Source organism: Streptomyces sp. NPDC002690, assembly GCF_053592415.1.
This window is the reverse complement of record NZ_JBSFVR010000006.1, coordinates 1-18,377: the sequence shown is the minus strand read 5'-3', so window position 1 is coordinate 18,377 and position 18,377 is coordinate 1. Positions and strand designations below refer to the sequence as shown.

Sequence of the window (18,377 nt, the reverse complement as noted above, 5' to 3'; positions counted from 1 at the left end):
GCGGCGTCCGGCGTGGTCTCAGACACGGGCCGGCTCCTTCGTGCCGAAGAGTCCGGCGGGCCTGATCAACAGGACGATCAGCATCACCAGATAGGGCGCGAGATCGCCGATTCCCCTTCCGAGGAAGGAGAGATCGCTCTGGTAACCCGTGGCGAAGGACTCGGTGACGCCGACGAGCAGTCCGCCGGCGAGGGCTCCGGTGGTCGAGTCGAGGCCACCGAGGATCGCCGCTGGGAACGCCTTGAGAGCGGCGAGCGAGGTGGCCCGTTCGAGTCCGGGGGTGGGAAACACGGTGAGGAAGAGGGCGGCGACGGCGGCGAGCGCCCCGGCCACCGCCCAGGCGGACAGCGAGACCCGGCCGAGCCTGATGCCCATGAGGGCCGCGGTCTGCGGGTTCTCCGCGGCGGCTCGCATCGAGACGCCCCAGGAGGTGAAGCGGAACGCGAGCAGGAACACGGTGATGAGCAGCGCGGCGGCGACGAAGGCGGCGATCCGTGTCTGCGCGAGGGTGACCCCGCCGACGGTGACGACTCCGCTCCCCCAGGGGTCGCCGAGCGGCAGTACGTCCGTGCCCATGCGCCGGGTGAGCTCGGTGGTGAGGAGGATGTCCACGCCGATGGTCACGATGGCCAGCACGCTGTGGTCGCTGCCCCGGTAACGGCGCATGACGAGGAACTCGACGGCTGCTCCGACGACGGCGGCGCCCGCGATGCCCGCGGCGAGCGCGGGCCAGAAGCCGATGTCGTCGTGGAGCACCGCGGTGACGTATCCGCCGGCGAGCAGCAGGGAGGCGTGCGCGAAGTTGACGACCTCGGTGGCCTTGAAGATGACGACGAATCCGAGGGCGATGAGGGCGTAGACCGAGCCGATGGAGAGGCCGCCCAGGAGGAGTTCGACGAAGGTGGTCATTCCTGTTCTTCTCCCAGGTAGGCGCGGACGACGGCCGGGTCGCTCTGGACCTCGGCGGGAGTTCCCTCGGCGATCCTGCGTCCGAAGTCGAGTACGGTGACCGCGTCCGCGAGCCGCATCACCACGCCCATGTCGTGTTCGACGAGCACGATGGAGATGCCCAGGCTGTCGCGGACTCCGGCCACCACGGCGGCCGTTCGTCGGCGTTCGTCGGCGGTCATGCCCGCGACGGGTTCGTCCAGGAGCAGCACTTCGGGCTCCATGCAGAGGGCCCGGCCGAGTTCGACCAACTTCTGCGCTCCGTAGGGCAGAGACCCCGCAGGCCGGTTCAGCTCCGCTTCGATTCCGATGAATTCGGCGATTTCGTGGACTCGTTCGAGGTGGCGGCGCTCCTCCCGGGCGGCGGACGGCAGCCGGAGTCCGGCCGCGAGGAATCCGGTGCGCATCAGCCGGTGCCGCCCCAGCAGCAGGCTCTCGGCGACGGTGGCGTGCGGTGGGAGCGCGAGGTTCTGGAAGGTACGTGCGACGCCGAGGGCCGCGATCCGGTGCGCGGGGAGCCCGGTGAGTTTGGTGGTGCCGAGGTGCACGGTGCCGGAGGTGGCCCGGTAGACGCCGGAGAGGACGTTGAACGTCGTTGACTTCCCGGCTCCGTTGGGGCCGATGACGGCGTGCACGCTGCCGGGTTCGACGGTGAAGGACACCCCGTCGAGGGCGGTCAGCCCGGCGAACCTGACGGTCACGTCGCGGACGACGAGCGGGGCGGGCGAGGTGGTGGCCGGTGGGGCGACGGCGGGGACGGGTGTGGTGGTCACGCCGACCACCTGCGCAGGGTGCGCGAGGCGGTGGCCGCCGCACCGGCGTCCTCGGCCGCCGCCTCGTCCACGACGCCGAGGTACCGGCGGCGCACCTCGTCGGAGGCGGCGAGTTCCCCGGCCGGTCCGCCGAGGGCGACCTCGCCGACGTCGAGGACGTACGCGGTGGAGGCGAGGCGCAGAGCGATGGCCGCGTTCTGCTCGACCAGCATCACGGAGGTGCCGCCCGCGTTGATCTCCTGGACGGTCTCAGCGATCTTCGCCGCCATCAGCGGGGCGAGGCCGAGGGACGGTTCGTCCAGCAACAGGAGGCGGGGACCGGCCATCAGGGCCCGCCCCATCGCCAGCATCTGCTGTTCGCCGCCGGACAGCAGTCCGGCCCGCTGGTGCGCGCGCTGGGCGAGCACCGGGAACAACTCGTGGACGCGGGCCAGTGCCGCTGCCGCCTCCTTGCGTCCCCCGCGGGCTCCGAGGGCCCCGGCCCGCAGGTTGTCGGCCACCGTCATCCGGGCGAACACCTGCCGTCCCTCGGGCACTTGGACCACTCCGGCGGCGACCACCTGTGCGGGCCTCAGCCCGTCCAGGGGCCGGCCGTCGAAACGGATCGTGCCGGTGCCGCTTCCGCGGTGGAAGCCGAGGGTCCGCGAGACGGCCCGCAGCAGCGTGGTCTTGCCCGCGCCGTTGCCGCCGAGCACGGCGGTGATGGTGCCGGCCGGCACGTCGACCGAGACGTCCCGCAGGGCCCGTACCGGGCCGTAGCCCACGGACAGCGAGCGGATCTCCAGTGTTGCCATGCGTCCTCCTCCTTCCGCCTGTTCGTCGTGGTGTCCCCGGGCCGTCGCGCGGCCCGGTCGGTTCCGGGTCCGGCCTGCTCCGTCGCGATCGGTGCGCGCCGCCTTGCCGGGCGGCCCGCCCGGTGCGGGCGCCGACGCCGAAGCGCCTCGGCAGGGTGGCCCCGGTGCGGCGCACCCGGTTCCCCGGGATCCACAGACCAGCACCGGTGCCCGCCGCGCGTCCACGGCGTGCGGCGGACTCGATGCGGGCGACCAGCGAGGAAGGCACGGCGTTGTGCGCGTGCACAGAGGCGGCGCGCTCCGGTCCGGGAGAGGCGGGGCCGGTGTCATCCTCGCCACGACGCGCGGCCTCCCGGCTCGCGGGGAAGGGTGAGGGGATGCCGAGGCACGAGGACGAGGGGGAACGGGACCTGCTCGTCGATCTGTTGACTGGTCCCGTGACGCCGGAGCTGGCCGGGCGGGCGGCTGCCGCCCTGGACCTGCCGGAGCACGGGCGGTACGCGGTCGTGGCGTTGCCGTCCGGAACCGACCGCGGCTGGGGTACCGGCCCGCGGGTGGACCGGGACCGGCTCCTCTGGCATCCGGGGCCCGAGCGGGACTTGGGCGTGGTGGCCCTCGGGGATCGTGAACCCGTGTGGCTGGCACGGCGGTTGAACGAGCTGCGCGCAGGGCGGGGAGGTATCGGTCCCGCGGTCGAGGGGCTGGCCGCACTTCCCACGGCCCGGCGGCTGGCCGAGGTGGCGCTGCTGGCGTGCCCGCCGGGCGGGACGACGGTCGTGGCGCTGGAGCGGTGCCTGCCCGCAGCCCTGGTGGCGAGTCAGCCGGAACTGGCGGACCACCTGGTCAGGGGTGTACTGGGGCCGTTGTTGACCCTTCCCGAGGCCGAACGCGACGTACTGGTGGGGACGTTGGACGCCTGGCTGGAGTGCGGCGGTTCTGCCGGGCGGGCGGCGGTCCGGCTGTACTGCCACCGCAACACGGTGCTCAACCGGCTGCGCCGATTGGAACGGCTGACCGCGAGGTCACTGTCCTGGCCGCGCGAACTGGTCGAACTGACCCTGGCGTTGGACGCGCTCCGGCTGGCGCCTCGGCCGCGGTGAACGGGCCGGTAGGCGCCAGACCGTGAGGCGCGACGCCGGTCAGCCGAGCCAGTCTCGGGCGATCGTCTCCGCCGCCCGTTCGAGCAGTGGCCCGGCCTGGGCCATGGAGACGGCGGGGTCGGGTTCCAGCTCCGCGAGAGCATAGGCGCGCGCGATGCCCGCCTTGTCCAACTCCTCGGGTCCGAGCGCCAGTCGGCCGCACACCGCGACGACCTGGACACCGGCCGCGCGCGCCGCCGCCGCGACACCGGCGGGGGCCTTCCCGTGCAGGGTCTGCTCGTCGAGCGACCCCTCACCGGTGACGACCAGCGTGGCGCGGGCGAGCGCGGGGGCGAACCCCAGCACGTCCAGCATCACCTCGATACCCGGGCGGAACCGGGCTCCCAGCCCCACCAGCGCGCCGTAGCCGATACCGCCGGCCGCGCCTGCGCCGGGCAGCGCCGCCTGCTCGGGGCCGAGTACGGCCGCATAGCGGGAGAGCGCGGCGTCCAGGACCGCGATGTCCTCGTCGGTGGCCCCCTTCTGGCGTCCGTACACCGCGGGGGCGCCCTTCGGGCCGGTCAGCGGGTTGTCGACGTCGCTGGCGAGGACGAGGTCCACGGAGGCGAGGCGCGGGTCGAGTCCGGAGAGGTCCGCCCGGGCGATGCGGGCGAGTCCGCCGCCGCCGGGACCGACCGGTTGGCCGTCCTCGTCCAGGAACCGGGCCCCGAGCGCGGTGAGCATGCCCGCACCGCCGTCCGTGGTCGCGCTGCCACCCACGCCGAAGACGATGGTCCGGGCGCCGTCGTCGAGTGCGGCCCGCAGCAGCTCGCCGGAGCCGTACGTGGTCGCGGCGAGGGGGGCGAACACGCCCTGCGGCAGGTGCTGCAGCCCGGATGCCTCCGCCATCTCCACCACGGCCGTGGTGGCACGCAGCGCGTACGCGGCGTCCACGGGCTCACCGAGCGGCCCGGTCACCCGGGCTTCCCTGCGCTCGAATCCGGCGGCGAGGGCGGCGGCGACCGTGCCGTCACCGCCGTCCGCCACGGGCAGCGTCTCCACGTGCAGTCCGGGCACGACGCGTCGCAGTCCGGTGGTCACCCGCTCCGCGACCTGCGCCGCGGTGAGTGAGCCCTTGAACTTGTCCGCCGCGACCAGCACCCGCGCGGTCGCCATCTCTGCTGCTGCCCCGTCCGTCACCCTGCATCCTTCGCTGTCGAACAAGCTATCGTGCCGCTCGACCCTATCCGCACCTGCCTGATCTGCCCATGGCCCGCGCCCGGCAGCCCGCTCGGCTCGCCCCTGAACGCGCCCGACGGGCCGCGCGCGAGGCGTGCGGCCCGTCGTCGAGGACTCGTGGATCTCTTCAGGCGGTTTTCGTGAGCGAGGTGAGGTGGGCGAAGACGACGACGTTGGCGGAGTAGCCGGTCTTCTTGTCGAAGCGTCCGCCGCAGGTCAGCAGCCGCAGTTCCGGCCGGTCGGTCGCCCCATACACCTTTTCGTCGGGGAACTCGCTCTTGCGGTAGGTCTTGACCGTGTCGACGGTGAAGACGGCGGTCCGCCGGTCCGCGCGTACGACCCTGACGGCGTCACCTCTGCGCAGCGCGTTCAGGTTCAGGAAGATGGCCGGGCCCGTCTCGGTGTCGCGGTGGCCGACGATCAGCGCCGTGCCGGCCTCTCCCGGGGACGGCCCGTCCTGGTACCAGCCCGCCACCTTGGGCCGGTTGATCGGTGGGGCACCCAGCCGGCCCTTGGCGTCGAGGCGCAGGCCGACGAGCGGGGCCTCGATGTAGATGGCGGGGATCGCCACCTTCACCGCCCGGGAGGGGCTCAGGGGCGGGTGGGATTCCGGGATGTTCTCCGGCATCCGGTGCGGAGCCCTCCGGAACGGCGGCGACCCGCCGCCCGCGGCATCGGAGCCGCGGGCGGCGGTGTGCACCGTCGCATCGTCGGACGAGTCACCGCACACCCGGACGATGCCTGCCACGAGGCAGAAGGTCGCGCACAACGTCAGAGTGAGACGGCATGCGCGACTCGGGCCTCGGCGCCGCCGTCGCGAAGTGCTACGCCTCGCCACGGGCGCGACGACGGGCGGCCCGACGGGCCAGGACGAGCCCGGCGAGTCCGGCCACTCCCGCCGCGACGGCCGCGGTGGTTCCCACGCCCGGGCCCGTGTCGCCGTCGTAGCTCGCGGTCTCCAGGGTGGCGACGCCACCACCGCCCGCGGGAACCCCGCCGGACGGGCGGGTGCCGGATGCCTTGGTGTCGGCGGCCGTGCTGTCGGAGGACGCCGCGTCGGCTGCCGTGGTGTCGGCGGCCGTGGCGTCGGCCGCCGTGGTGCCCGTCGCCTGGTTGTCGGCGGCCTGGCCGCCACCCTGGTTGCGCTCGCTGCCGCCTCGCCCACCGGCGTTGCCGTCGGGGCAGTTGACGACGAAGGTCCGCTGCTTGGTCAGGCTGCTCGGGACGACCCACTGGAGCTGGTAGGTGCCGTCCGGCAGCTGGTACAGCGGGCTGCGGGCCCTGCCCTGCGCGAGCGGGAGCGTACCGGCCAGCGCGTTGCCGGGCGGAATGGTCAGCGGCTGCTCCGTGATGGTCCAGGCGACCGAGGCCAGGGTCTCGAAGTTGTTGGCCGACAGCCTGAACTGGCAGATCGAGCCACCGTTTCCACGGGTGTCGCGACCCGCGTTGCGGACCTCCACGATGGTGAGGTCACCGCTGTCGCCGGGAAGGGCGAGAGCTTCGGGGGCGCAGAGGAGCGCGATGCCCGCGGCGGCGACGAGGGTGCCGGCACGGAGGGCGTGGGTGCGGGTGGAGGCGGAGATGGGCATGCGTGACTCCTTGAAGCCAGAACGATTGTCGTACTAATGAGAGGGCTCCCAAGGGATGTCACAGGTGATCCACAAGAAGGGTCCGGCGTGACCGAGAGTCCGTCGGAAATCCCCCCACCGGCCCATACACGGCGGGTCCGGGACGTGCGGGGCCAAAAGCCGCCGTCGGCCACGACGGCGGCCTCTAATCTGGCGTGGTGACCACAACTGACGACTACGCCACGTACATCGCCGGTCTCCCCCGCATCCTGGCGGGCGCCGCCTGCCTCTTCCGCGATGCGACGGACCGGGTCCTGCTGGTCGAGCCGAACTACCGGGACGGCTGGGCGCTGCCCGGCGGGACGATCGAGTCGGACACCGGTGAGAGCCCTCGGGCGGGGGCGCGGCGCGAGACCGCCGAGGAGATCGGCCTCGACCTGGAGCCGGGCCGGCTGCTCGTGGTGGACTGGGTACGCGGGCCGCACCGCCCGCCCATCGCGGCGTACCTGTTCGACGGCGGGGTGCTCGGTGAAGCGCGACTGGCGGAGATCGTCCTCCAGGAGGAGGAACTGCTGTCCTGGAAGCTCGTGGAGCGGTCCGCCCTCCCGGATCACCTGCTCGGTTCGCTTCTGCTGCGGGTGCAAGCCGCGCTGGAGGCGCTGGACTCGGGCACCGGAGCGCTGGAACTGGAGGACGGCCGGCCGCCGGCCCTCTGACGGGCCGCCAGGAGCGGGCAGAAATCCGATCGTCGGACGCGTTCCCGCTCCGTAGGCTCGCCGCATGACTCTCGTCGCGATCCTCAGCGGTGCCGGTGTCTCCACGGACTCCGGCATTCCCGACTACCGGGGCCCGAACGGGCTGTGGACCCGGGACCCGGAGGCCGAGAAGCTCGTCACCTACGACTTCTACATGACCGATCCGGATGTCCGTCGCCGGTCCTGGCAGATGCACCGCGCCGGTGCGGCGTTGAACGCCCGCCCGAACGCGGCCCACCGCGCGGTGGCGGACCTGGAGCGTTCCGGCGCGGCGGTGCGGGTCCTCACGCAGAACATCGACGGTCTGCATCAGGAGTCCGGGCTCCCGGCCCGCAAGGTGGTCGAGCTCCACGGCAGCGCCCGCGAGGTGGTCTGCACCCGGTGCCACGCCCGCTCCCCCATGGCCGACGCGCTGGCCCGGGTGGACGCGGGCGAGGCCGACCCGGCGTGCACGGGCTGCGGGGGCGTCCTCAAGCCGGCCACGGTCATGTTCGGCGAGCGGCTGGACCCGGAGGTACTCGCCCGGGCGGTGGCGATCGCCAAGGGGTGCGAGGTGTTCGTCGCGGTGGGTACGACGCTCCAGGTGCATCCGGCGGCGGCGCTCGCCGGTCTGGCCGCGGACCACGGGGCCCGGCTGATCATCGTGAACGCGGAACCGACCCCGTACGACGACCGGGCCGACGAGGTGGTGCGCGAGCCCATCGGTACGGCGCTCCCCGCGCTGTTGGAACGGCTGGCGGCGGGCGGGGTGGACCGAGCCGCCGGGTGCACGTGAGGTAGTGTTGATGGCTGCGAAGGGGAGTAGCCCCGAAAACCGGTCGTCGACACACTGGAATCCCCGGATTCCCGGTGGCCGGGCCCGTCGGATCCGATGGGTGGGCGAGACCTTCGGTCAGGTATGACACGCCCGCTCCCCGCGGGTGCTGCGTCGTGCCGGGCCGAGTGGTCCTCCGAAAGCCCGTGCGGCGCTTCGCGAAGGCCCGGGGCCCGGCTCTCACAGAAAGCCACCCGGAATGCACCTCGACCCCCTGGCGATCATCACCGCCTTCGGGCTCATCTTCCTCGCGGAACTGCCGGACAAGACGATGTTCGCCTCGCTGGCGATGGGCACCCGCATGAAGCCCCTGTACGTCTGGTTCGGCACGTCGTCCGCGTTCATCGTCCACGTGGCCATCGCGGTCGGGGCGGGTGGCCTGCTCGGGCTGCTGCCCGACTGGATCGTCAAGCTGGTCTCCGCCCTGCTCTTCGCGTTCGGCGCCTTCATGCTGCTGCGCGGCGGGGGTGACGACGAGGACGAGGACGACGAGGTCAAGACCGTCACCGGTTTCTGGCCCGTCTACGGAACGGCGTTCATGGCCGTCTTCATCAGCGAGTGGGGCGACCTCACCCAGATCACCACGGCCAACCTCGCCGCGAGCAACGGCGCCTGGTCGGTGGCGATCGGTTCCGCCGCCGCTCTGATGTCCGTCTCCGCGCTGGCGCTGCTGGCCGGGCGGTTCATCGCCAAGCGGGTGCCGCTCAAGACCGTCCAGCGGGTCGGCGGGGTGTGCATGCTCGGCCTGGCGATCTGGACGGCGATCGAGATCTTCACCGGCTGACGGGTCCCGCCCACGAGCGCGGGTGTGGAGGAGCCCGGTGACCGCCGAGTCGGTCACCGGGCTCCTTCATGCTCCGGCTCGTAGAACCGGGCAGGGGTGCCGTTCGCTCAGAACAGCGCCGGGGTGTCGTTCTCCGTGCCGCGTTCGAAGGCCAGCAGGCGCTGCTTGCGGTCGAGCCCGCCGCCGTATCCGGTGAGGCTCCCCGAGGCGCCGATGACCCGGTGGCACGGGACGATGATCGAGACCGGGTTGCGGCCGTTGGCCAGGCCCACCGCGCGGGAGGCGCCGGGTTTGCCGAGCCGGCCGGCCAGCTCGCCGTAGGAGAGTGTCTCGCCGTACGGAATCCGCTGGAGCTCGGCCCACACGGTCCGCTGGAACGGGGTGCCTTCGAGGTGCAGGGCCAGGTCGAACTCGGTACGCGTCCCGTCGAAGTACTCCCCCAGCTGGCGCACCGTCTCGCCGAAGGAATCGGCGTCCACCTCCTCCCCGAACGTCTCGCGCGGTGGCTGGTGACGGTGCTCGGTCATGTACAGGGCGCTGAGGACTCCGTCGGTGGCGACGAGGGTGAGCGGGCCGTAGGGGCTGTCGAGCAGGGTGTGGGTCCTGGTGTGCGGGAGAACGGTGGTGCTCATGGGGTGCTTCTTTCGCAGGTCGGGGGTGACGGCACTCGTTCGGGCCGGGGTCACTCGGGCAGCCGGTTGATGGGGTGCCCGTCGACGGTCCACAGGTACTGCACGGCGTACGCACGCCAGGGCCGCCATCCGGCCGCCCTCGCGGTGAGCGCCGCCGGGGTCGACGGCAGCCCCAGGTGCTCGGCCGCGCGCCGGATGCCGAGGTCGGTCGGGCAGAAGGCGTCCGGGTCGCCGAGTGCCCTCATGGCGATCACCTCCACGGTCCAGGGGCCGAAGCCGGGAAGCGCCGTCAGCGCGGCGCGGGCCTCGTCCCAGTCCGTGTCGGCGGCGTCCAGCCGCAGCGAGCCGTCCGCCAGCGCTCCGACGAGGGTGGTGAGTGTCGTGCGCCGGCTGCGCGGCAGGGCGAGCGCCTCGGGGTCCAGCCCGGCCAGCGCCTCCGGGGTGGGGAAGAGGTGGGTGAGCCCGCCCTCGGAGTCCTCCACGGGCTTTCCGTACGCCGTGACCAGCCGGGCCGCGTGGGTGCGGGCGGCGGCGGTGGAGACCTGCTGGCCGAGTACCGCGCGTACGGCGAACTCCGCACCGTCCACCGTCCGGGGCACCCGCCGCCCCGGACCGGCGTCCACCAGGGGGGCGAGCAGCGGGTCGGTGCGCAGCTGGCCGTCCACGGCCACCGGGTCGGCGTCCAGGTCGAGCAGGCGGCGGCAGCGGCTGATGGCGAGGGTGAGGTCGCGCGGGTCGGTGAGCTGGAGGCGGCAGGCGATGTGGTCGGGGCGCGGGGAGAGCGCCACGATGCCGTGGCCGTGGGGCAGGGCGAGGGTGCGTCGGTAGGCGCCGTCGCGCCACTCCTCCACGCCGGGGACGGCGGTGGCGACGAGGTGGCCGAAGAGGTTGCTGGGGTTGAGTGGGGCGCGGTACGGCAGCCGCAGCGCTATCACGCCGGGGGTCGAGGCGGCCTTGGCCCCGCGTTCGGCGCGGGTGCGCAGTTCGCCGGGGGCGAGGGCGAAGACCTCGCGGACCGTCTCGTTGAAGGTGCGGATGGAGGAGAACCCGGCGGCGAACGCCACCTCGGCCATCGGCAGCGCGGTCGTCTCGATGAGGACCCGCGCGGTCTGGGCCCGCTGGGCGCGGGCCAGGGCGAGCGGGCCGGCTCCGAGTTCGGCCAGCAGCTGGCGTTCGATCTGGCGGGCGGAGTAGCCGAGGCGGGAGGCGAGGCCGGGGACGCCCTCGCGGTCGACCACCCCGTCCTGGATGAGGCGCATGGCGCGGGCGACGGAGTCGGCGCGGGCGTTCCATTCCGGTGAGCCGGGGCTGGTGTCGGGCCGGCAGCGCTTGCAGGCCCGGAAACCCGCCTGCTGGCAGGCCGCCGCGCTGGGGTAGAAGGTCATGTTCTCGACCTTGGGCGGCACGACGGGGCAGCTGGGACGGCAGTAGATCCGGGTGGTCAGGACCGCCGTGAAGAACCATCCGTCGAAGCGGGCGTCTTTGGACTGGACGGCCCGCACGCAGCGCTCGGTGTCGGTGTGCATGTTTCAAGCATCGGTCACCCGGGAGGCCGGAGCTGGCGGAAATCCGACATGGAGGTGGACCGGTTCCCGGCTGCCGGAGTCCGGGAACGCGAGGGAGCACCCCGCCCCTCTCTGTCTGCACACCCGGCCGGCACACATGCGTGCGTATCGCCGTCATCGGGTTCGGTCCGCGACTTCGCACCGCCCGAGGAGATCCCCCCACGCCCCCGTACCGGAGCGGCGGACGCGACGGGACCTGTCGGGGATCAGTGCGCGGCGGGACCTGCCGGGGTCACCGTGCGGCGCGCAGGCTGCGCCAGACCGCGCGGGCGGCGTGGTGGCCGGACATGCCGTGGACGCCCGGGCCGGGCGGGGTCGCCGAGGAGCAGAGGAAGACGGCCGGGTGGGCGGTGGCGTAGGGGACGCGGGCGAGCTTGGGGCGGATGACGGTCTGGAGTCCGGCGAAGGCACCGCAGGCGATGTCGCCCCCGACGTAGTTGGCGTTGTGCGCGGCGAGCTCCCGCGGTCCGGCGACCGCACGGGCGAGGACCAGGTCGCGGAAGCCGGGTGCGAAACGGTCCAGCTGGCGCTCGATGACCTCGGTGGCGTCACCCTCCCAGCGTGCCGGGACGTGTCCGTACACCCAGAAGACGTGGCGTCCCTCGGGGGCGCGGGTGGGGTCGGCCAGGCTCGGCTGGGCGGTGATCAGGAACGGGACGCTCGGGTCGCGGCCGTCGACGGCGGCCCGGAGGGCGGCGTCGATCTCGGGGGCGGTCGGTCCGATGTGCACGGTCCCGGCGCGCCGGGCTTCCTCGGCCGTCCAGGGGACCGGGCCGGAGAGCGCGTAGTCGATCTTGAAGGTGGCGGCGCCGTAGCGGTAGTGGCGGTAGGCGTTGCCGAGTCCGGCGATCCGGGCGAGCGAGGTCGGCGAGGTGTCGAAGACGTAAGCGCGGGCGGGCGGCAGCTCGTCCAGGCGCTTGACCTCGATGCCGGTACGGATGGTGCCGCCCTGGCTGCGCAGGTACGAGGCGAGGGCGTCGGAGATCGACTGCGAGCCGCCCCGGGGCACCGGCCAGCCGTTGGCGTGCGCGGCGAGGGCGAAGAGCAGGGCGATCCCGCCGGTGGCCACCCCCGAGGTGGGGGCGATGGCGTGCGCGGCGAGGCCGGCGACGAGCGCGCGGGCCTTCTCGTCACAAAAGCGCCGGGAGAGCAGCGTGGCGGGCTGGAGGGCGTCGAGTCCGAAGCGCACCCAGCGGTACGGGTCGCGGGGGAGGCCGAGCCACGGGGTGCGCAGGAAGTCCTGGGCGAGGGTCTCCCAGTGGCCGAGGTACGGGGCGACGAGCCGGCGGTAGGCACCCGCGTCCCGGGCACCGAGGGAGGCGGCCGTCTCCCCCACCGACCGGTTGAGCACGGCGGCCGTACCGTCCGGGAACGGGTGGGCGAGGGCGATTTCCGGCTGGATCCACTCCAGTCCGTGGTCGGCGAGCGGCATTCCGGCGAACGCCGGGGAGCCGATGCCGAGCGGGTGGACGGCGGAGCAGGGGTCGTGGCGGTAGCCGGGGAGGGTCAGTTCGCGGGTACGGGCACCGCCTCCGACGGTGTCGGCCGCCTCGAAGACCTCCACCGCGAGGCCCCTGCGGGCCAGTTCGACGGCGGCGGTCAGTCCGTTGGGCCCGGCCCCCACGACGACTGCGTCAAGCAACGGCGACACCTTGGGCTCCTTCGCGGGACGGCGGGCAGGGGAACCAGGATATTCCCGCGCGCGGGCGGCGTACGCGTGGGTACCCTCCGCTCCGATGACCGATTCTGCGGGAAAGACCGCGTCCGCCGTCGCCGCCATGGCCGACAGGCTCGTCCGCGTGCCCGGTATCCGTGCGGTGGCCCTCGGCGGCAGCCGGGCCCGTGGCACCCACCGCCCCGACTCGGACTGGGATCTGGGCCTCTACTACCGGGGTTCGCCCGATCTCGGCGCTCTGGTCGCCCTCGCCTCCGAGGTCCAGGGAGCGCCCGCGTCGGTGGAGGGGCCGGGCAGTTGGGGGCCCTGGGTGAACGGGGGCGGCTGGCTGCGGGTCGACGGGGTGCCGGTCGACTGGATCCTGAGGGACCTGGACCGGGTGGAAACGGTCTGGGCCGACTGCCGCGAGGGGCGGTACGAAGTCGGAGTGCAGCCGGGCCATCCGCTGGGCTTCTGGTCGCCCTGCTATCCCGGAGAGGTCGCGCTCGGGCGCGTACTCTCCGACCCGATGGGTGAACTGACGCTTCTTCAGGAACAAGTCCGGCTGTATCCGGAGCCGTTGCGGCGGGCCCTCGCGGACGGGGCGTGGGAGGCGGAGTTCCTGGTGGGCGCCGCCGCGAAGTCGGCCCCTGCGGGCGACACGCTCCACGTCTCCCTCTGCCTGTCGCGGGCGTTCGGGATTCTCGCTCAGGCGCTGCACGCACACCATCGCACCTGGTGCCTCAACGAGAAGGGTGCACTGGCCGCTGCGGCGCTGCTGCCACAGACCCCGCCCGGCTTCGCGGACCGGGTGGCCCGGGCGCTGCGCGACCTCGGGCCGGCGGCGGTGGACACGGCCCGGGAGCTGGTGCGCGAGGCGCGGGAGGTACTGACGCGCGGGCGGGAGTGAGGGACTGCGGCCCGGCGCCGAGTGGGCACGCCGAACTCCCCGCGGGGGCGCACCGACTGGCTCTCCCCGGGGCGCACCCCCGGGTGTTGCCGCTCAGGCGTCGCCGAGCAGTGCCTCGCGGATGCGGGCCACGGTCGCCTCGTCCCGGCCGACCGCGAACGGGAGGTCGTTGTCGCCGGCCAGCCTGAACTTCGCGCCGGACAGGGTGGCGTGGGAGCCGCCGGCCTCGGCGACCAGCAGCAGCCCCGCCGCGTGGTCCCAGGCGAACTCCCAGTTGAAGGCGAGCCCGTCGAGGTCGCCACGGGCGACGGCCAGGTATTCGAGCCCGGCCGAACCGCAGGCGCGCGCCTCGATCCCCTCGGTCCGCAGACCGAGCAGGGCGCGCTTCTGTTCCTCGGTGGTGAAGTCGGGGTGGGACATGGCGACCCTCAGTACGGCGCCGGGCTCGGGCGAGCCGGACCTGAGCGGCTTCCCGTTGAGCGTGGCGCCCCTGCCGCGTACGGCGACGGCCATCTGCTGGAGCACGGGGGCGTACGTCCACGAGGCGATGAGTTCACCGTGGTGGGCGAGTGCGACGAGGGTGCAGAATCCGGCCTCGCCGCGGACGAACTGGCGGGTGCCGTCCACGGGGTCCACGATCCACACCGGCGCGTCCCCGGACAGCGCGCCGTACACGGCGGGGTCGGCGTGCACGGCCTCCTCGCCGACCACCACCGATCCCGGCAGGATGCGGCTCAGCGCGGCGGTGAGGTACTTCTCCGCCTCGCGGTCGGCGCTGGTGACGAGGTCGTGCGGCCCGTTCTTCTCGATGATGTCGTCGGCGGCGAGCTTGCGGTGGCGGGGCGTGATCTCGGCGGCCACCGCCGCGCGTACCGCCTCCTCGACCACCGCCACCTGCCCGATGCTCCCGGCGCCGGCGGCGTCCTGGGTGTTCGTTGCGTATTCGGCGAGAAAATCATCGATCATGTCTCCAGCTAAGCACGGTCCGGCCGAACCCCCGAGGGCGGACGGGTTTCCGGGCCGTGAAACCACCGGTTCCGGGCGGGGCGGCCCCTGCGGGAGGGGTCGCCCCGCCCGGGGCGGTCAGGCTTCGAGCCTCATGTACAGCCGGGTGCCCTGCGGGCTGTAGCCGATCCGCTCGTACACACGGCGTGAGCCCTCACCGGAGAACTCCAGCCAGACCGAGTCGGCGCCCCGGTCGAACATGGTCCCGGTCAGCGCGGCGGTGACCGCGCCGGCGATGCCCCGGCCCCGGAAGGCGGGGCGGGTGCCGACCCCGGCGAGTTCCGCCGTGCCCACGGCGGGCGCGGAGCAGGAGGCGGCGCCCGCGCAGGTCCCGTCGGGCGCCGCCACGAAGCGGACCGCGCCGCCGTTCTCCTGGAGGTTCCGCAGGCGGGTCACGCCCTGCGCGGAGGATGCGTGGACCCCCTCGAAGGACTCGGAGAGGGCGGCGTCAACGGCCGCGTACTCCTCTTCCGAGGCCGGGATCCGCACGAGGGGGGCCGGGTTCTCGCCGCCCCCGCCGTCCTTGCCGACCCCGCCACCGGACGGCGGCAGGATCAGGGTGGCGGGGGTGCAGACCAGGTAGGAATGCGTTTCCTCGGCCGTGAAGCCGGCGCTCCGCAGCGCCGCCTCCACGGCCGGGGCGGCGTCCGGCGCGTACTCCAGGCGCGGCAGCAGCCCGCGTGTGCGGAAGGCTTCGATCAGGGAGTCCACGTCGGCGCCCGTCGGCCGGACACCGGGCAGTGGGGTGGCGTAGTTGATGAATGGGCTGTCCGTGGCGGGATCGAATCCCGCTACGAATCCGCCGGTCTCCACGACGTCGGGACGGCGCTGGAGGTTGGCGACGGCAAAGCTCTGGACGTCGGTGTCCACGATGATGTCGACCTCACGAAAGTGACAGGAGGAAGCGTGGCTCCCACGGACCGTGACAGGACCGGCGGAGACACGCGAGCTGATGGCTCTCCCGGCAGGGAGAAGCGGACGGTGCCTGGGCACCGCCTCGTGGGGCCGCCGTCGGACGGGGCGTGGTACCGGCCGGTGCCGCTGGGGCTACCGGCGGGGACCGACGACGGCCGCTGTGGTCGCCGCGGGCACAGGCTCACTCCTTCATGTTCCGTTCGTGCGCGTACGGGAGACCCGGAAGGAACGCTCTCCGTAGCGAGATCCGCATCAGCTTGTCACCGCCGGGGCATGGCGGGCAAGGGAATTCCCGGGGGCCCGCGGACCCCGGCAGCCGGTGCGCGGCCCGGGCGCCGGGAGCCCTCGGCCGGGGATCGGGCTCGCCTTCCGGCCCCGGCCGGTTGGCATCACCGGGTAGGTCCGTCCTACGGTCGACAGGTCGGCATACCGTCGACACGTTCCACGACCCCCACGACCCCGGAGATGTGCGACATGGCGAAGATCCTGTTTGTGGTGACCGGCGCGGACCACTGGACCCTGGCGGACGGCAGCAAGCACCCCACCGGCTTCTGGGCCGAGGAGGCCGTCGCCCCGTACGAGGCGTTCAAGGCGGCGGGCCACGAGGTCGTCGTCGCCACGCCGGGCGGGGTCGAGCCCACGGTGGACCGGGGAAGTCTGGCGCCGGACGTCAACGGCGGCCAGGAGAACGCCGACCGGATCGCCGCGACGCTGGACGGCATGGACGAACTGCGCACGCCGCTGGCCCTGGACGACGTCCGGCTGGAGGAGTACGACGCGGTGTTCTACCCCGGCGGCCACGGGCCCATGGAGGACCTCGCCGTCGACCCGGTGTCCGGAGATCTGCTGACCCGCGCCCTGGATTCGGGCAGGCCGCTGGGAGTGGTGTGCCACGCCCCGGCCGCCCTGCTCGCCGCGAAGCGCCCGGACGGCTCCCCCACCTTCGCGGGGTACCGGCTGACCGGGTTCACCAACGCGGAGGAGACCCAGGCGGGCTTCGCGGACAAGGCGCGCTGGCTGCTCCAGGACAGGCTGGTGGAGCTGGGCGCGGACTTCCAGGAGAGCGACCCGTGGGCGCCGTACGTGATCACCGACCGAAACCTGATCACCGGTCAGAATCCGGCTTCGTCGGCGCCGTTGGCCGCTGAAATGATCAAGAGGCTCGGCTGAGGCTCCCGTTCGCCCCGAAACCGCCCCCGCGCCGCCCTCGCCTTCCCGGGCCGGTCGGGACCGCCCCCGCACCGCCCTTGCCATCTCGGGCCGGTCGGGACCGGCACCCGCTCGCCGGTCGTGGTCAGTACCAGTCCCGGTGGGCGGGCGGCTGGCAGAGTTCGAGGATCACGTCGCCCGCCTCCGGCTCCTCGGCCGGGAGCGGGCGCACCCGGGCGCCCACCTCCACCAGATGCGGGGCGGCCCCCACGACCTGGCAGCGGAAGACGAACCCTTCCGGGAATCTGACCAGGGATTCGTTGCGGGCATCTTCGGTGTAGCGGTGGACGACCGCGGTCCGCACGACGACTCCGTCTCCGGAGCTGCGCTCCGGGGTGAAGTCGCTCGACGCGCAGATCGGGCAGAGCAGCCTCCGGAAGGAGGCCGTACCGCACCAGCGGCAACGCTGATAGGGCAGCCCGGCTTCTTCGGCCACCTTGTGCACGGTGCCACTTGCTGACGGGAACATGTCGGGACCCCCTGCGCTCGGCTCGGACGCGCCGCGTCTCGGCAGCGGCGGCGCGTCCGCACCATATGGCACTCAGTGCCTAGCCGTAAAGACACTGAGTGCCGATTGTTGCGTTCAGTCCTGCCCCACGGCCGCTTCGATCTGCTGAACGACCCTCCACATCGGGGTTCCGCGCTGCGCGACCATGACGATCACGTCCCGCGCGGCCCCCTCCGCCGCACCCTCCGGCCCGTCCGCGCCGCGCAGGTCCTGCACGGCGAGCCCCACGGATCCGGCCCGGGTGGACCACAACTCGCGCACCACGTCGAGGGCGTTGTCGACGGCCGCCCAGGCATCCCCTTCACCGCCCGAACGCAGCCAGAGGCGGAGGCCGTTGTTGTGCGCCGCCGCGACCGAGGCGGCGGCCACCTCCGCCCGCAGCACGCCGTCCGGCAGGTCACGGTAGGCGTGCCGGAGGTACCCCGCGAAGGTGCGCTCGTACCGCCGTACGACGGAGAGTTCATAGCTCCGCAGCCCCGGCACCTCACGGGTCAACCGGTAGCGCTGGACCGAGAATTCGGGCTTCGCCGCATACATGCCCAGCACGATCCGTGCCGCGTCGCAGACCGTGCCGATGGGGTCGGGGGCGTCCCTGCCCTCCGCGATCTCCGAGGCCTCGGCAGCGGCGAGGAAGGCCGTCGTCTCCGCGAGACAGCTCTCGTGGTCCGGGAAGACCACGTCCTCCTTCGACGGGAAGTAGCGAAAAAACGAGCGGCGTCCGACCCCGGCGCGCGCCACGATGTCGTCCACCGTGGTCCGTTCGAAGCCCTTCTCCACGAAGAGCTCGAACGCCGCCTCGGCGAGCCCCTCCCGCATGGGAGCCTTCTTCGCTGGTCTGCGCGCATCGGTCATGCCGCGCAACGTAGCACCGGACACGTCGATCTGGCACTGCGTACCTTTACAGAGGGTACTGAGTGCCATAATCTCGACACTACGAACCACCACCAGGTAGGAGAGCCGGCGTGAGCTTGAGGATCGTTGTCTGTGTGAAGTACGTGCCCGACGCGACCGGTGACCGGGGGTTCGCCGATGACCTGACGGTGGACCGTGAGGATGTGGACGGTCTGTTGTCGGAGCTGGACGAGTACGCGGTCGAGCAGGCGTTGCAGATCGCGGACGCGGCGGACGAGGCGGAGGTCACCGTGGTGACGGTGGGTCCGGAGGACGCGAAGGACGCGTTGCGCAAGGCGTTGTCGATGGGTGCGGACAAGGCGGTGCACGTCGA

Annotated in this window: 20 protein-coding genes; 7 read left to right on the top strand and 13 right to left on the bottom strand. The window is 72.9% G+C overall.

Annotated elements, in window-relative coordinates; genetic code table 11:
• Positions 1–18 precede the first annotated feature (18 nt).
• Genes ACWD3D_RS01680 through ACWD3D_RS01670 form a run of 3 tightly spaced genes read right to left on the bottom strand, consistent with a single transcriptional unit; the run spans position 19 to position 2,515 of the window.
• The gene (locus ACWD3D_RS01680; RefSeq protein ID WP_451458917.1) at positions 19–909 is read right to left on the bottom strand and encodes a branched-chain amino acid ABC transporter permease; all 891 of its coding nucleotides are present in this window, start codon (positions 907–909) and stop codon (positions 19–21) included.
• Positions 906–1,730, bottom strand: a complete 825-nt coding sequence (locus ACWD3D_RS01675) for an ABC transporter ATP-binding protein (RefSeq protein ID WP_451458916.1) — start codon at positions 1,728–1,730, stop codon at positions 906–908. Before ACWD3D_RS01675 ends, ACWD3D_RS01680 begins: the two co-directional genes overlap by 4 nt.
• A complete protein-coding gene (locus tag ACWD3D_RS01670) occupies positions 1,718–2,515 on the bottom strand; it encodes an ABC transporter ATP-binding protein (RefSeq protein WP_451458915.1) in 798 nt (265 codons plus the stop codon). Before ACWD3D_RS01670 ends, ACWD3D_RS01675 begins: the two co-directional genes overlap by 13 nt.
• 377 nt (positions 2,516–2,892) lie before the next feature.
• On the opposite strand from ACWD3D_RS01670, the gene ACWD3D_RS01665 reads away from it, so the two are divergent.
• Positions 2,893–3,615 (top strand): helix-turn-helix domain-containing protein, encoded by a 723-nt coding sequence (locus ACWD3D_RS01665; RefSeq protein ID WP_451458914.1) that lies wholly within the window; start codon positions 2,893–2,895, stop codon positions 3,613–3,615.
• Between the two features lie 39 nt (positions 3,616–3,654).
• Here ACWD3D_RS01665 and ACWD3D_RS01660 read toward each other — a convergent pair whose 3' ends face one another.
• From ACWD3D_RS01660 to ACWD3D_RS01650, 3 genes are all read right to left on the bottom strand, one after another.
• On the bottom strand, positions 3,655–4,770 hold the full coding sequence (locus ACWD3D_RS01660; protein WP_451458951.1) for a glycerate kinase: 1,116 nt from the start codon (positions 4,768–4,770) through the stop codon (positions 3,655–3,657).
• 190 nt (positions 4,771–4,960) lie between these two features.
• Positions 4,961–5,608, bottom strand: coding sequence for a class F sortase (locus ACWD3D_RS01655; RefSeq protein WP_451458950.1), 648 nt, complete (start codon positions 5,606–5,608; stop codon positions 4,961–4,963).
• Positions 5,609–5,657: 49 nt separating this feature from the next.
• Positions 5,658–6,422 (bottom strand): hypothetical protein, encoded by a 765-nt coding sequence (locus tag ACWD3D_RS01650; RefSeq protein ID WP_451458913.1) that lies wholly within the window; start codon positions 6,420–6,422, stop codon positions 5,658–5,660.
• 197 nt (positions 6,423–6,619) lie between these two features.
• On the opposite strand from ACWD3D_RS01650, the gene ACWD3D_RS01645 reads away from it, so the two are divergent.
• The 3 genes from ACWD3D_RS01645 to ACWD3D_RS01635 all read left to right on the top strand — a co-directional run bounded on the left by ACWD3D_RS01645 (position 6,620) and on the right by ACWD3D_RS01635 (position 8,754).
• A complete protein-coding gene (locus tag ACWD3D_RS01645) occupies positions 6,620–7,117 on the top strand; it encodes an NUDIX domain-containing protein (protein ID WP_451458912.1) in 498 nt (165 codons plus the stop codon).
• A 64-nt stretch (positions 7,118–7,181) separates the two neighbouring features.
• Entirely contained in the window at positions 7,182–7,931 is a 750-nt protein-coding gene (locus ACWD3D_RS01640) for an SIR2 family NAD-dependent protein deacylase (protein ID WP_451458911.1), read from the top strand.
• Between the two features lie 238 nt (positions 7,932–8,169).
• Positions 8,170–8,754 (top strand): TMEM165/GDT1 family protein, encoded by a 585-nt coding sequence (locus ACWD3D_RS01635; RefSeq protein WP_451458910.1) that lies wholly within the window; start codon positions 8,170–8,172, stop codon positions 8,752–8,754.
• Between the two features lie 107 nt (positions 8,755–8,861).
• On the opposite strand, the gene ACWD3D_RS01630 is transcribed toward ACWD3D_RS01635, so the two are convergent.
• From ACWD3D_RS01630 to ACWD3D_RS01620, 3 genes are all read right to left on the bottom strand, one after another.
• The gene (locus ACWD3D_RS01630; protein ID WP_451458909.1) at positions 8,862–9,386 is read right to left on the bottom strand and encodes a methylated-DNA--[protein]-cysteine S-methyltransferase; all 525 of its coding nucleotides are present in this window, start codon (positions 9,384–9,386) and stop codon (positions 8,862–8,864) included.
• A gap of 50 nt (positions 9,387–9,436) precedes the next feature.
• The gene (locus tag ACWD3D_RS01625) at positions 9,437–10,912 is read right to left on the bottom strand and encodes an AlkA N-terminal domain-containing protein (RefSeq protein WP_451458908.1); all 1,476 of its coding nucleotides are present in this window, start codon (positions 10,910–10,912) and stop codon (positions 9,437–9,439) included.
• Positions 10,913–11,183: 271 nt separating this feature from the next.
• The gene (locus ACWD3D_RS01620) at positions 11,184–12,602 is read right to left on the bottom strand and encodes a phytoene desaturase family protein (RefSeq protein ID WP_451458907.1); all 1,419 of its coding nucleotides are present in this window, start codon (positions 12,600–12,602) and stop codon (positions 11,184–11,186) included.
• Between the two features lie 85 nt (positions 12,603–12,687).
• Between ACWD3D_RS01620 and ACWD3D_RS01615 the strand changes: the two genes are divergently transcribed.
• Positions 12,688–13,515 carry a nucleotidyltransferase domain-containing protein gene (locus ACWD3D_RS01615; protein ID WP_451458906.1) on the top strand — a complete coding sequence of 276 codons (828 nt, stop codon included), beginning with the start codon at positions 12,688–12,690 and terminating at the stop codon, positions 13,513–13,515.
• A gap of 93 nt (positions 13,516–13,608) precedes the next feature.
• On the opposite strand, the gene ACWD3D_RS01610 is transcribed toward ACWD3D_RS01615, so the two are convergent.
• Positions 13,609–14,481, bottom strand: a complete 873-nt coding sequence (locus ACWD3D_RS01610) for an inositol monophosphatase family protein (protein ID WP_451458905.1) — start codon at positions 14,479–14,481, stop codon at positions 13,609–13,611.
• 117 nt (positions 14,482–14,598) lie between these two features.
• Positions 14,599–15,390 carry a GNAT family N-acetyltransferase gene (locus ACWD3D_RS01605; protein ID WP_451458904.1) on the bottom strand — a complete coding sequence of 264 codons (792 nt, stop codon included), beginning with the start codon at positions 15,388–15,390 and terminating at the stop codon, positions 14,599–14,601.
• A gap of 519 nt (positions 15,391–15,909) precedes the next feature.
• On the opposite strand from ACWD3D_RS01605, the gene ACWD3D_RS01600 reads away from it, so the two are divergent.
• Entirely contained in the window at positions 15,910–16,605 is a 696-nt protein-coding gene (locus ACWD3D_RS01600) for a type 1 glutamine amidotransferase domain-containing protein (RefSeq protein WP_451458903.1), read from the top strand.
• 124 nt (positions 16,606–16,729) lie between these two features.
• Here the strand turns inward: ACWD3D_RS01600 and ACWD3D_RS01595 are convergent, their stop codons facing one another.
• Positions 16,730–17,113: a Zn-ribbon domain-containing OB-fold protein gene (locus ACWD3D_RS01595; protein WP_451458902.1), complete on the bottom strand. Its 384-nt coding sequence runs from the start codon at positions 17,111–17,113 to the stop codon at positions 16,730–16,732.
• A 114-nt stretch (positions 17,114–17,227) separates the two neighbouring features.
• Complete coding sequence (locus tag ACWD3D_RS01590) at positions 17,228–18,004, bottom strand: TetR family transcriptional regulator (protein WP_451458901.1); 777 nt, start codon at positions 18,002–18,004, stop codon at positions 17,228–17,230.
• A gap of 110 nt (positions 18,005–18,114) precedes the next feature.
• Between ACWD3D_RS01590 and ACWD3D_RS01585 the strand changes: the two genes are divergently transcribed.
• Positions 18,115–18,377, top strand: a 263-nt coding sequence (locus ACWD3D_RS01585; RefSeq protein WP_451458900.1) for an electron transfer flavoprotein subunit beta/FixA family protein, incomplete at its 3' end; no start/stop codon positions are given.